This is a genomic window from Sandaracinobacteroides sayramensis, assembly GCF_022014495.1.
GTDB classification, from domain to species: Bacteria; Pseudomonadota; Alphaproteobacteria; order Sphingomonadales; family Sphingomonadaceae; genus Sandaracinobacteroides; species Sandaracinobacteroides sayramense.
Window position 1 is genome coordinate 109,443 of the sequence record NZ_JAKLSQ010000001.1, and the last position, 13,121, is coordinate 122,563.

Below are 13,121 nucleotides of genomic sequence, written 5' to 3' on the forward strand. Positions count from 1 at the left end.
GCTTCACGTTTCAATGAATAGACGTTTTGCGGCGGTCATTAGCGAAATCCTTCCCCATTCCCTTGTTGTTTTTCCGGTTCAGATGCTCGGCGCAATGCTCCAGCGCGCTGCGCAGCTCCATTTCCACGGTGCGGGTGGAAAGGCCGAGCTCGCCGGCGATCTCCCGGCAGGAACGGCCATGGATGCGGGCGGCGATCAGGATATTGCGCCGCCGCTCGGTCAGCGTGGCGATCGCCTGCTCCAGCCGCGCCACCTCCTGCCGGGCTTCGGCGCTGCGGCCGGCCCCGGGGGAGGGGTCGGACAGGTCGAGCACCGTTTCGATCTGCTCCATGGTGGCGAGCCGGCGCGCCGAGCGGTTGAGATCGAAGGCGGTGTTGAGGGACAGCCGGAAGAGATAGGCCGGCTCGTCGCGCACGGCATAGCTCTTGTCCGTCGTGCTGAGCTTCACATAGACTTCGCTCAGCGCCTCGTCGGCAAGGTCGGCCGAGCCCAGATGCCGGCGAAGGCGCTCTCGGAAGTCCGGATAAAGAAGCAGGAAGCGGTCGAGGAGGCTGCGCGACATTCGTCAGGCGCACCATGGGCTGGCTGGCGTTTCGGTCATCCCGGCAATCTCACGCGCATCGGCACATCCACTTCCAGCGGGGCCGGAAGCGTTGCCGGCACCGCCGGAAGCGGGTCGGCCCGCCACAGAGTCGCCAGCGCCAGTTCGCCCGTTTCGGCCCCGGCCGCGCGCAGCACGCGGGCATCGAGCACCCGCCCTTCCCTGTCGATGCGGACCCTGAGCGTCGCCAGGCGCGAGCCGCGCAGCCGCGCCTGCTCCCGCAGGTTCCTTCCATGTTCTTCCAGATGCCGGCGCAGGATGATCGCATAGTCCAGCGCGCCCCCTCCGGCGGAAGGGTCGTCGCTGATGGCCTGCGCCAGCTGCTGTTCGAACAGCGTGGTGCCCGTATCGCCATCGATGCCGGCGTGGGCCGGAACGGGTTTCGCCTCGTCCGCCTCGGCGCTTTCCCGGCCGACCGGCGGCGGCGCGGCCTTGCTCGCCTCCTGCGCCGGGGCTTCCTCCCGGATCGAGGCCACATCCATCAGCACCAAAGCCTCGCCGCTTTCCGCCCCGCCGCGCCCCCGGGCGCCGGACAGGCCGACCCCGTTCAGCATCAGCAGCGCCGGCGCGGCATGCAGCGCCAGCACCGCCAGCACAGCCGTCGCCCGGCGCGAACGCGCGCCCGCGGCATATGCCGGCGCCGGCGCCGGCCCGCTCGTTGCGATCATTGCGCGATGATCCTCAGCACAACGGGCTGCGGCATGTTGGAAGGCGGCGGCGTGCCCACGAAAAGCCCCGTCAGCATCGGCTTCGCCAGCGTCAGCGCGCCTTCGTCGCGTGTGACTTCATAGCCGCTCAGGTCGACCACGCGCCCTTCGTCGGAAAGCCAGACGTAAAGGGTGAAATCATAGGAGCGCGTGCCCAACTCGCCCGAGCGCCGCAGCAGACCCAGAATCGATTGCAGCAGCTTTTCGCCATACCAGCGATAGGCGTCGTCGCCGGATGCGAAGGGCGAGGCGAGAATATCGACCTGCTGCAGCACCAGATCGGCCGCTTGCGGCGCCTGCTGCGGCTCGACGATGAAAGCGTCCCGCCGGGTGAAGCGCGGCGCGAGACCCGTTCCGGCCAGCATCTGGACGAGCTCTTCATAGGGGGAACGGGCAGCGGAAACCGGCCCGGCGCGATGATCGCGCACCAGTTCCTCGGCGAAGACCACATCATAGCCGCTCTTCAACGCGAAGCGGCGCAAGGCTTCGGCCAGCGGCTGCCCGGCAACGACCGTGCGCGCGGCGCGGATGCTGGGTGAACGCGCTGCGGATGGCCGCACGTCTTCCTCCGGCGCCAAGTCCGTCGCCGAGGCGTGCGAGTGCAGCGCCAGCGCCAAAAGCAGGCTGGCAACCACTCTCCCGCCACGCTGAGCAAGAATCTTCATCCAGCGAATCGCAACCCTGAACCGAGGCTCTCGATTGAAGCCGCTTTATGGCCTCTGGATTACAAATTGACGTATATGGCGTGACTCTGTTCCGCCAAAGCTTCGCAAGACCCTACAGGCGGCGCGTGCCGTTCAGCCGCAGGGGGATGCCCGCGGCGCCTTCCCCTCGCAAGGCCTCAGGCAACAGCGCTTCGGGCAGGTCCTGATAGCAGACGGGGCGCAGGAAACGCTCGATCGCCAATGTGCCGACGGACGTGCTGCGCCCATCGGAAGTGGCCGGGAAAGGGCCGCCATGCACCATGGCGTGCGTCACTTCCACACCTGTCGGCCAGCCGTTGGCGAGAATGCGGCCGGCCTTGCGCTCCAATGTGGGCAGCAGGCGGCGCGCGGCCTCCAGGTCTTGCGCATCGGCGTGCAGCGTGGCGGTCAACTGGTCTTCCAGCGCGCGCAGCACCGCCAGAAGCTCCGCCTCGTCGGCGCAGGCGACCACCAGCGACGTGGCGCCGAAGATTTCGTGCGCCCGTTCCGGATCGGCCAGAAGCTCGGCGCCGGTCATGGTGAAAAGCCCGGCCGCGCCCCGGTTGGGGGCGCTGTCCGCCTGCCCTTGCGCCACCTGCCGCATGCCGGCGCTGCCGGCGAGTTCGGCCTTGCCCCGCTCATAGGCGGCGTGAATTCCGGCCGACAGCATCACCTGCGCCGGAGCGGTGGAGACATGCCCGCCGGCATCGGCCAGAAACGCGTCCAGCTCTGGTCCGGCCAGAGCCAGCAGCAGCCCGGGGTTGGTGCAGAACTGGCCCGCCCCCATGGTGAGCGAGGCGACGAAGCCCTGCGCCAATGCCGCCCCGCGCGCCTTCAGCGCCTGCGGCAGCAGGACCACCGGATTGACCGCCGACATTTCCGCATAGACCGGGATCGGCACCGGCCGGGCGGCGGCGATCCGCATCAGCGCCGTGCCGCCGGCGCGCGAGCCGGTGAAGCCGACGGCGGCGATCCGCGGATCCGCGACCAGCGCCGCGCCGATGTCGTTAGAGGCCCCCTGGAGCAGGCTGAAGACGCCCGCCGGCATCCCGGTTTCCCGAATGGCTTCCTCGAAAGCGATGGCCACCAGTTCCGAGGTGCCGGGGTGGGCGGGGTGGCCCTTCACCACCACCGGGCAGCCGGCGGCAAGCGCCGAGGCCGTGTCGCCGCCGGCGGTCGAAAAGGCGAGGGGGAAGTTGGATGCGCCGAACACCGCCACCGGGCCGAGCGGCACGTGGCGCAGGCGCAGATCGGGCTTGGGCGGCACGCGCGCCGCATCCGCCTCGTCGATCCTGAGGCCCTGCCAGCCGCCTTCCAGCACTTCCTTCCCAAACAGGCGCAACTGGCCGCAGGTGCGGCCGCGTTCGCCCTGAAGCCGGGCCAGGGGCAGCCCGCTTTCCGCCTGCGCGCGTTCCAGCAGCGCATCGCCCAAAGCCTCGATGCGCGTGGCGACGGCCTCCAGAAAGGCGGCGCGTTCGGCCAGCGGACGGCTGGAATAGGCCTCGAAGGCGGCCTCGGCGCGGGCGCAGGCGTCGGCGACATCCAGAGCGGTTGCTTCGGCGAAGGCCGGCTCGGGGATTTCCGCGCCCTTGCCCGGATCATAGGCGCGGAAGCGCCTGCCGGCCGCGCGGCGCTCGCCGCCTATGAACAGATCGCCATTCAACATATCTGCGCACTCCTTGAAGATGTTCCGCGTTCCCGACGCCAGTTCAGGAAAAGGGCCGTTCCAGCGAGACCTGCGGCTCGGTGAACCATTTCGCGCCGGTCGCGGTCACATGGAAATGGTCCTCCAGCCGGATGCCGAAGCGGTTTGGCACCACGATCATCGGCTCGTTGGAAAAGCACATGCCTTCGGCCAGAAGCGTCCTGTCGCCGCGCACCAGATAGGCGGGCTCGTGGATGGCCAAGCCGATTCCATGGCCGGTGCGGTGCGGCAGGCCGGGCAGCCGGTAATCGGGGCCTAGGCCCGCCTTCTCCAGCACCGCCCGCGCGGCATGGTCCACGCTTTCACACGTCTCACCCGGCTTCGCGGCTTCGAAGGCGGCGGCCTGCGCGGCCTTTTCCAGCGCCCAGAGGTCGCGCACCTCGTCGCTCACCGCGCCGAAGGCGTAGGTGCGGGTGATGTCCGAATGATAACCCTCGATGGTGCAGCCGGTGTCGATCAGCACCAACTGCTTCTCCTCCAGCTGCTGGTCGCCCGGAAGGCCGTGGGGAAAGGCGGTGGCATAACCGAACTGCACCGCGCAGAAGAAAGAGCCGGACGCGCCGAGCGCCCGGTGCGCGGCGTCGATGAAGCGCTTCACCTCGCTGGCGCGGATACCCGGGGCCAGGATGCGCGCGGCGCGGCGATGGACTTCCAGCGTCATGTCCTTCGCCTGCTGCATCAGCGCCAGTTCCGCCGGAGACTTCCGCATGCGCAGCCCGTCGATGATCGCCGCCCCGTCGACGATCCGCAGCCTTTCGCCCAGCCGGCGGGCGGCCCCGAAGTTCAGAAGCGGGTCCAGCGCCAGCGTGGCGCCGGGCGCCAGCGCATCGGCGACAAGCTCCGTCGGGCTTTCATCTTCTTCCCAAAGGCGGATATCGGAGTCGATCGCCAGTTCCGCCTGCAGCGAGCCCAGCTCGAAGGCCGGGCAGATCAGGATCGGCTGGCCCGAAGCCGGCAACAGCAGCGCCACCAGCCGCTCGGTCGCGCCCCAGCCGACCCCGGTTAAGTAGCGCAGGCTCGGCCCGGCGTTCACCAGCAGCGCGTCGGCACCCATCCGCCCCAGCCCTTCGCGGGCGCGCGCCAGCCGCCCGTCCCGCTCCGCGCGGGCGATGGCGGGCGCGGGCCGCGCCCAGGGGGAAAGGGACGCCAGTTCGGCTTCCGCCGTCGAGCCACCAATCATCAGCATCCTCCGAAACGGGCAAGGTCGAACGGCTGCAAATCCACAGCCGGCGCCCGCGCTTCCACCAGCGCGCCTATCTGCTCCGCCGTGACGGCCGCCAGAGTCAACCCCAGATGCTGGTGGCCGAAGGCATAGAGCAGGTTGGACGCGCGCGGCGAGCGGCCGATGGCCGGCAGATAATCTGGCAAGGTCGGGCGGGCGCCCATCCAGTGGCTGAACGGGCCGTCGATCGGCAGGCCGAGCGCCTGCACATGCGCTTCCAGCCGCTGCCATTTGCGCGGGTCGGCCGGCGCTTCCAGGGGGGCGAATTCCACGAAGCCCGCCGCCTGCAGCCGATCGGCATAGCGGGTGACGATCATCGAGCGATCCTCGAACACCAGCGGCGGCATGTCCGCCGGCCAGCGGCTCGCGCCGCCCCGGATATGGTAGCCGCGCTCGGCGATCAGCGGCACCTTGTGGCCGGCGGGCGCGACAAGCGCCGCGCTGCGCGCGCCGGCCGCAACCAGCAGCAGATCGGCGGGGAAGCCGGCAACCGTGGCGCGGCGGCCCTGCATCACCACTTCGGCGCGCCCGCGCACGATGGTTCCGCCGGCGGCCAGCAGCGCACATTCCAGCGCATCGGCCAGTTGCGAAAGATCGGAAATCTGGGCGCTGCCCTCGAAGCGAACGGCGCCCGCGACAGCCTGAGTGGAAAGGCCCCGGATTCGCGCCAGATCGGCGGCTGTCGCATCCCGAACGCGGGCCGTGCCGGTATCCGCCTGCATCCAGGCCGCGCGTCCGCTGGCCGCCGAAGCCTCGCTTTCCCAGGCGACCAGATGCCCGGATTCCCGCAACAGGTCGGGCCGGCCCACTGCCGCCAACAGCCTGCGCCAGGCGGGAAGCGAGTCCATCAGAAGCGCGGCAAGCGCCGCGCGGCCCTGCTCGAAACGGTCAAGGCTGCTGGCCGCGACGAAGCGCATGGCAAAGGGCAGCCAGTCCGGTGCGAAGCGAAGCGGCAGGTCGATCGGGCCGCCGGCGGCGAACTGCCGCTTCCACGCCCCCAGAAGCGTCGCCGGCGATGCGAGCGGGGCCAGTTGTTCGGTGGCGATATGCCCGGCATTGCCCCAGGAGGCCGCCTGCCGTGCCTCGTCGGCATCCAGCACCGTCACTTCATGCCCGGCGCGGGCCAGAACAAGGGCGCTGCACAAGCCGACGACACCGCCGCCGATCACCAGAATGCGGCTCACCGGTCTCCCCCATTTAGCATGAAGAAGGATTATCGTATACAATATTCAAAGTCAAACAGGGGATAGACCATGCGATCGGCTGCAATGGGGTTTTCCCGGCGGTCACGAAGCAGGCCCACCGGACTGGACGATCCGGGCGCCGCGCATGTCCTCGATCCGGGCGCCCGCCGCGCAGGGCGATTTCCAGCCATTGCCCTCGGGCGACAATCAGGCCAGGCTTCGAACGGCATGCGGCAGAACAAGACAAGGACGAGGCCACGGCTTCCCCGCTGGGGTGGATGACGCCTTGGACCCGGTGATGATCGAAGAGTTGAAGGCAAGGGACAGGGAGCGCTGGCTCTCCGTCCTGTGGGCGCCGCGCGAGGTTCGCGACTCGCTTCTGGCGCTGCACGCCTATGATCTGGAGCAGCAGCGGATCGTCGCGGAAGCGAAGGAGCCGATGCTGGCCGAGATTCGCCTCGCCTGGTGGCGCGAGCAGTTGGAGAAGCTCGCCGCCGGCCGCGCAGCGCCGGGCCAGCCCCTGCTGCGGGCACTCGAAGCGGCGGCGACCACTTCCCCCGGCCTCGACCTCGCCGCCCTTACCCGCCTGGAAGAGGCTTTCCTGCCGCTGCTCACCCAGGGCCCTCTCGATCCGCTGGCCATGGCACATGCTCGGGGGGCCGCGCTGTTCGAGCCGCTGCTCGGCGTGCTGCTGCAACGGCCGCTCACGCAGGCGGAGCGGCTGGACGCCGGCGCCGCCGGCAGTCGCTGGGCGCTCGCCCGCTTCTGGCGCGGCGGCTGGGGGCAAGCGGAAGCCCGGGTCGGCGCCATGTCGCCGCCCGTCTTCCCTTGCCGAGCGATTTCCCCGCTCCCGGCAGCGCTGCGCACATTGGATGCGCTGGCCGCCGAGGACTGGTCGCGCCTGTCCGCCGGGAAAAGCCTGCGAGCGGCCGCTTCGCCTGGGCGGCAATGGAATATGCTCCGGGCAGCTCTGAGCCACCGCTAAGCTGATTCGTCTCGCACCCGGGCGGCGGCGAAGATGAACAGGGCGATCGCCCAATATGTTGCATTTATGCAACTGCCCGTTCCAAAGCTGCACGGTTTGCCATCGGCGCAAAGCCTGCTAGGCGCGCCAGCGGGGTCGGCTTGTCGCGCTTTTCCGGAAAGCGCCGCCGATGGAGATTCCCCGAACATGCCCTCCCGATTCCCGGTCCGCCTGATGGCCGTTGCCGGCGCGCTTACCCTGGCGGGAGCGGGCGCGGCCCTGTGGCTCTCGGCCGACGATGGCCAGGCGATCGCCGCGCCGCAATTGCCGCCCGCGAACCCCGGCGAGGCGGAACTGGAGCCTCCTATCGCCCAGATGCTTCCCGCCGCCCCGCAGGCCCGAAAGAAGAGCAAGGAAGAACAAAGATTTAACAGGGCAGATCGGGACGACGACGGGCGGATCACCCAAGCCGAGTTCCTGCACCAAAGGCGGCGCAACTTCGACAAGCTGGACCTGGATGGCGACGGCAAGCTCAGCTTCGCGGAATATGCGGCATCGGGAATCGCCCGCTTCGAAAAGGCGGACGGCAATCGCGACGGGCATCTGAACGCCGCCGAGTTCGCGACCACCGCCCCCAAGCCGCGCAAGCCGTCGTCGGACCGCTGCAAATGCCCAACGGCTCAGGACACGGCCGCAACCGCGGAGGCCGGCGAAGATTAACGCCAGCAAAATGCGCGATTCAGGATCGCTTCAAGCCGGCTGGCCTTTTTCACCGCCAACCGCGCACCCCTCCCTCAAGCGCGGCAAGCTTATGCACAGGAAAGGTTTTTTCATGGCCAATGCCACCAAGCTCGCCCTTGCCCTGATCGGCACGGCTTCGCTCTTCGCGGCGACCCAGGCGTCAGCCGCCGAGCCGTTCAGCGGCCCCTATGTCGGCGGTGAAATCGGCTGGCAGCAAGACAAGCTGCGCGGCACGATGCGCACCGGCATCGGCGCCCTGACCGCCAGCGACGACGCCTCCGGCTTCGCCTATGGCGGCCAGATCGGCTATGACTTCAAGCTGTCCGAGAAGTTCGTGCTCGGCGCCGAAGCCTTCGTGGGCGGCGACACCGGCAAGATCCGCGACGAAGACACCTGGGCCGACGGCGGCCGCGCTTTTGGCCTCACTGCCCGCGCCGGCGTGCTGGCCGGCCCGCAGTCGCTCGTCTATGTGAAGGGTGGCTGGGAAAACGGCCGCTTCACCTTCTTCGACGGCGAAGACCGTGTGAGCCGCAACCGCGATGGCTGGACGATCGGCGCCGGTTTCGAGCAGATGCTCACCCCGAACGTCTCGGCCCGTGTCGAATATCGCCACACGAAGTTCAACAGCTTCAACGTCGACCTGACGGAAGGCGACGCCTCGGCGCGCTTCAACCGCAACCGGGTGATGGCGGGCGTGAACTTCCGCTTCTGATCGGGAGCATGCACCAGAGCGGCCGGGGCTTATTCAGGCACCCCGGCCGCTTCCGGGAAAGGCGGGCCAAAAGGCCCGCCTTTTTTCGTTTCCGCCAGCCCTGCCTTCAGGCCAGATGTCAGGCCACATCCGGCACCTTGCGCCCCGGTGCCGCCGCCACTTCCAGCAACCGCTTTTCCAACGCCTTCATCCGCGCCGGGCTGTCGATCTTCTCGCCCGTCAGGTCGGTCAGGTAGAAAGTGTCCACCGCCCGCTCGCCATAGGTCGCGACATGCGCCGAATGGATCGTCACCCGCGCGCCATATAGGGCATAGGTCAGCGCATAGAGCAGCGCCGGCCGGTCCAGCGACGTCACTTCCACCACGGTGAAACGGTTGGAGGCGCGGTTGTCGAGGAAGACCTGCGGCACCACCCGGAACGCTTCCTGCCGGCGCCTGGGCAGCGGGCGGGCCGTCAGCCGATCGGCCAGCTTCACCTTGCCCGCGAGCGAATCGAGAATGGCCGCCTCCATGCGGCGCAGCCGCTCCGGCTCGTCGAACGGCCCGCCCAGCGGATCCTGCACGAGCAGATTGTCGAGCGCCATGCCGTCCCGCGTGGTGTGGATGCGCGCGTCGACGATCGTCGCCCCGCCCAGCGCGATGCCGCCGGCGATCCGGTAGAAAAGCCCGGGATGGTCGGCGGCATAGACGGTGACGAGGGTGGTGCCAGCCCCGGCATCCGGCGTGGAGCGGATGGTGAACTGCCGTTTTTCCACATCCGCGTCGGCGACCAGCGCCAGGTTGGCGGCCAGCACGTCGGCAGGCTCCGAAAGCCAGTAGCTGTCGGCGAAGCGCCCGGCATAGGCCGCGAAGCCGGCGTCCGCCCAGCCCATCGCCTGCTGCAGCCCCTGCTGGCGCGCCTCGATCCGCTCCTGCCGGCCGCTCTGCTTGTGGCCCAGGCGCAACACCTCCTCGGCGGAATCGTAGAGTGTGGAAAGCAGTTGCGCTTTCCAGTTGTTCCACACCCCCGGCCCGACGGCCCGGATATCCACCACCGTCAGCACCAGCAGCAGCCGCAGCCGCTCCACCGAAGCCACCGCCTCCACGAAGTCGAGGATGGTCTTGAAGTCGGAGAGGTCGCGCTTGAAGGCGGTCGCCGACATCAGCAGATGCTGGCGCACCAGCCAGGCGACGGTGTCGGTCTCGGAAGCGGAAAGCCCCAGCCGCGGGCAGAGCTTTAGCGCCACCTGTTCGCCGAGGATGGAATGGTCGCCGCCGCGCCCCTTGGCGATGTCGTGCAAAAGCACCGCCACATAAAGCGCGCGGCGCGAGGCGATCTGGTGGACCACCGCCGAAGACAGCGGATGGTCCTGCCTCAGCGTCCCCTTCTCGATCGCCGCGAGCAGGCCGATCGCCCGGATGCTGTGCTCGTCCACCGTGTAATGGTGGTACATGTCCCACTGCATCTTGGCGACGACGCGCCCGAAGTCGGGCACGAAGCGGCCGAAGACCCCGGCCTCGTTCATCCAGCGCAGCACCTTCTCCGGGTCGCGCGGGGAGCAGAGCACGTCCAGGAACAGGGCGTTGGCGCGCGGATCCTGCCGCACGGCCTCGGTGATCAGCCCTTCGTCCCGCGCGGCGAGGCGCATGGTCATCGGATGGATTTCCAGCCCGTGCAGGTCCGCGAGCTGGAACAGTTCGACCAGCCGCACCGGGTCCTTCTGGAAGAAATCGTCGGAAGGCGCTTCGATCCGGCCGGACGCCAGGCGGAAACCGTTCAGCCGGCGCGGCCGGCGCGCCAGCCTCGGGATCCAGGACGAGCGCGCATGCTGTTCCTCCAGATGCGCCAGGAACAGGCCGGTCAGGTTGCCGACCTGCTTCGCGGTCAGGAAATAATGCCGCATGAAGCGCTCCACCGCCGACATCCCCGGGCGGTTGGCATAGGCCATCCGGTCGGCCACCTCGCGCTGGGTGTCGAAGGTCAGCCGCTCCTCGGCGCGGCCGGCGATGTCGTGCAGCGTGATCCGCACCGCCCAGAGGAAGTTCTGCGCCCGCTGGAACTGGCGATACTCCGCCGGGCTGAAAAGCCCCTTCTCCACCAGTTCGTGCGAATCGCGGACCTGGTGCACGAACTTGCCGATCCAGAACAGGGTCTGGAGATCGCGCAACCCGCCCTTCCCGTCCTTCACATTGGGCTCGACGACATAGCGGCTGTCGCCCATGCGCTTGTGCCGCTCGTCCCGCTCGCTCAGCTTTTCCGCGATGAACTCGCGCGCCTGCCCGGCGACGATCTCGCGCTGGAAGCGGGCGGAGGCCTCGTCGTAAAGCGCCTGGTCGCCCCAGAGGTAGCGGGCTTCCAGAAGCGCGGTCTTCACCGTCAGATCGCCCTTCGCCATCCGGATCATGTCGTCGACGGTGCGGGTGGAATGGCCGACCTTCAGCCCCAGGTCCCACAGGATATAGAGCACCGCTTCCACCACCTGCTCCACCCAGGCGGTGTTCCTGAGCGGCGAGAGGAACATGAGGTCGATGTCGGAAAAGGGCGCCATCTCGGCGCGGCCGTAGCCGCCGACCGCCACCATCGACAGGCGCTCGGCGGCGGAAGGGTTGTCCAGCCGATAGACATGCTGAGTGACGGCATCATAGGCGACCCGCAGAAGCTGGTCCGTCAGGAAGCTCTGGGCGCTGGCCAGTTCCAGCCCCCTGCCCGGTGTCGTGGCGATACGGCGGCGGATTTCCGCCCGGCCCTCCTCCAGCGCCTCCTTCAGCGCCGCGGCGATCGCCGGCCGCCGGCCTTCCGGCGGCGCTTGCGCCACTGCCTGTTCCACCCGCTCCGCCAGCTTGCGGCGGTCGATGATGGCGCGCCGCTGGGGCACATGGTCGTAAAGCCCGGTCATGGCTTTTTCATAGCGCCGGCTGCGCCCGGCGCACAGCCGGGAGTTGTTGACCCGCCTCATGAAAAAACCCGTTTCGCGCGCGCAACATGCCTGCTAGGTCCGTGGCCTTGGGAAGCTGCCCTTCGAAGAAGGGTAAGCGATGGGAGGATTGATGCAGCCGACGGAATCCGAGGTCGCCGAAGCACGGTCGCGCGTGGGCGGTCCTTATGCCTGGTATGTGTTGGGCGTGCTGGTGCTGGTCTATGTGTTCAATTTCATCGACCGGCAGATCATGTCGATCCTCGCCGAGGACATCAAAAGAGACCTCGGCATCGGCGATTCCGAAATCGGCTTCCTTTACGGCACGGTGTTCGGCGTCTTCTACGCGCTGTTCGGAATCCCGCTCGGCCGGCTGGCCGACATGTGGCACCGCGTCCGCCTGCTTTCGATCGGCCTCGCGCTCTGGTCGGGAATGACGGCGCTTTCCGGCATGGCGCAGAATTTCGGCCAGTTGGCCGCCGCCCGCATCGGCGTCGGCGTCGGCGAAGCCTCCGCCTCGCCGGTCGCCTATTCCGTGCTTTCCGATTATTTCCCGAAAGAGAAGCGGGCGACCGCCCTCTCCATCTACTCGTCGGGCATCTACATCGGCGGCGGCCTTTCGCTGTTCATCGGCGGCCTCACCGTCGAACGCTGGAACAACGCCTTCCCCGACGGAGGCCCCTTCGGCCTCGTCGGCTGGCAGGCGGCCTTCATGGCGGTCGGCCTGCCCGGCCTGCTGCTCGCCATCTGGGTCTCCACCCTGCGCGAGCCGATCCGCGGCCTGTCCGAAGGCATCGTCATGCCTTCGGAGGAACGGCCGTTCGGCAAGTTCCTGAACGAGCTTTCCAGCGTGCTGCCGCCGCTCACCGTCCTGCACGCCGCCCGCCACGGCGGCCGGTCGCTGGCGGTGAACCTGGTCGGGCTCGCCGTGGCAGCCGTCTTCATCGCGGGCATGAGCCATTTCACCGGCAACTGGCCGCAATGGCTGGCGCTGGGGCTGGCCGGCTATGCCGTCTTCTCCTGGTCGCAGTCGCTGTCCTACCGGGACAAGCCCACGCACAAGCTGATCTGGGGCACGCCCACCTTCCTGCTGATGGTTCTGGGCTTCGGCATCGTTTCCATGACCAACTATGCCCATGGCTTCTGGGCCGCCCCTTATGCCATCCGCACCTTCGGGGTGGACAAGGCGATGGCCGGATTCTTCCTGGGCAGCGGCGGCGCGCTGGGCGGCTTCCTGTCGATCATCGCCGGCGGCAAGATCGCCGACACGCTGCGCCGCGACAACCCGTCCGGCCGCATCATCATCGGCTTCGCGACCGTGCTGCTGCCCATCCCCTTCATCCTGCTGCAGTTCACCACCAGTTCCGTCACCCTCTTCTATATCTTCGCCTTCCTGGCCTCGCTGTTCAACTCGATGTGGGTGGGGGTGGCCGGCGCCACCGCGCAGGATCTGGTGCTGCCGCGCATGCGCGGCGCCGCCACCGCCACCTTCTTCCTGGGCACGACGGTGATCGGCCTCGGCCTCGGCCCGTTCCTGGCCGGCCGCCTTTCGGAGCTGATGGGCAACCTCGGCCATGCGCTGATCGCCATGTCGGCCTTCGCGCCGCTGCCGCTCCTCTGCTTCTACTATGTCTACCGCAACCTGCCGGCGGCGGAGGCGACCCGGATCGACCGCGCCCGCGCCGCCGGCGAGCCCATCTGAGGATATC

General features: G+C 68.5%; 11 protein-coding genes. 4 read left to right on the forward strand and 7 right to left on the reverse strand.

The genetic code is table 11. The features are described from left to right. Positions 1 to 10: 10 nt before the first annotated feature. The 6 genes from L6Q21_RS00390 to L6Q21_RS00415 all read right to left on the reverse strand — a co-directional run bounded on the left by L6Q21_RS00390 (position 11) and on the right by L6Q21_RS00415 (position 6,102). Positions 11 to 562 (reverse strand): RNA polymerase sigma factor, encoded by a 552-nt coding sequence (locus L6Q21_RS00390; protein WP_237828396.1) that lies wholly within the window; start codon positions 560 to 562, stop codon positions 11 to 13. A 35-nt stretch (positions 563 to 597) separates the two neighbouring features. Beyond that, positions 598 to 1,269, reverse strand: coding sequence for an energy transducer TonB family protein (locus L6Q21_RS00395; RefSeq protein WP_237828397.1), 672 nt, complete (start codon positions 1,267 to 1,269; stop codon positions 598 to 600). Next, the gene (locus tag L6Q21_RS00400; protein WP_237828398.1) at positions 1,266 to 1,973 is read right to left on the reverse strand and encodes a hypothetical protein; all 708 of its coding nucleotides are present in this window, start codon (positions 1,971 to 1,973) and stop codon (positions 1,266 to 1,268) included. The genes L6Q21_RS00395 and L6Q21_RS00400 overlap by 4 nt, the downstream gene beginning before the upstream one ends. 112 nt (positions 1,974 to 2,085) lie before the next feature. Then, complete coding sequence (locus L6Q21_RS00405) at positions 2,086 to 3,657, reverse strand: aldehyde dehydrogenase (NADP(+)) (RefSeq protein WP_237828399.1); 1,572 nt, start codon at positions 3,655 to 3,657, stop codon at positions 2,086 to 2,088. Between the two features lie 43 nt (positions 3,658 to 3,700). Continuing rightward, complete coding sequence (locus tag L6Q21_RS00410; protein WP_237828932.1) at positions 3,701 to 4,876, reverse strand: M24 family metallopeptidase; 1,176 nt, start codon at positions 4,874 to 4,876, stop codon at positions 3,701 to 3,703. Next, positions 4,876 to 6,102, reverse strand: coding sequence for an NAD(P)/FAD-dependent oxidoreductase (locus L6Q21_RS00415; protein ID WP_237828400.1), 1,227 nt, complete (start codon positions 6,100 to 6,102; stop codon positions 4,876 to 4,878). Before L6Q21_RS00415 ends, L6Q21_RS00410 begins: the two co-directional genes overlap by 1 nt. A gap of 298 nt (positions 6,103 to 6,400) precedes the next feature. Here L6Q21_RS00415 and L6Q21_RS00420 point away from each other — a divergent pair, with 298 nt between their 5' ends. The 3 genes from L6Q21_RS00420 to L6Q21_RS00430 all read left to right on the forward strand — a co-directional run bounded on the left by L6Q21_RS00420 (position 6,401) and on the right by L6Q21_RS00430 (position 8,519). Beyond that, complete coding sequence (locus L6Q21_RS00420) at positions 6,401 to 7,087, forward strand: squalene/phytoene synthase family protein (RefSeq protein WP_237828402.1); 687 nt, start codon at positions 6,401 to 6,403, stop codon at positions 7,085 to 7,087. 186 nt (positions 7,088 to 7,273) lie between these two features. Beyond that, positions 7,274 to 7,786, forward strand: a complete 513-nt coding sequence (locus L6Q21_RS00425) for an EF-hand domain-containing protein (RefSeq protein ID WP_237828403.1) — start codon at positions 7,274 to 7,276, stop codon at positions 7,784 to 7,786. Between the two features lie 112 nt (positions 7,787 to 7,898). Beyond that, complete coding sequence (locus tag L6Q21_RS00430; protein WP_237828409.1) at positions 7,899 to 8,519, forward strand: outer membrane protein; 621 nt, start codon at positions 7,899 to 7,901, stop codon at positions 8,517 to 8,519. Between the two features lie 118 nt (positions 8,520 to 8,637). Here L6Q21_RS00430 and L6Q21_RS00435 read toward each other — a convergent pair whose 3' ends face one another. Then, positions 8,638 to 11,394, reverse strand: a complete 2,757-nt coding sequence (locus tag L6Q21_RS00435) for a [protein-PII] uridylyltransferase (RefSeq protein WP_237828933.1) — start codon at positions 11,392 to 11,394, stop codon at positions 8,638 to 8,640. 151 nt (positions 11,395 to 11,545) lie between these two features. Between L6Q21_RS00435 and L6Q21_RS00440 the strand changes: the two genes are divergently transcribed. Then, positions 11,546 to 13,114: a spinster family MFS transporter gene (locus L6Q21_RS00440; RefSeq protein WP_237828410.1), complete on the forward strand. Its 1,569-nt coding sequence runs from the start codon at positions 11,546 to 11,548 to the stop codon at positions 13,112 to 13,114. Positions 13,115 to 13,121 lie beyond the last annotated feature (7 nt).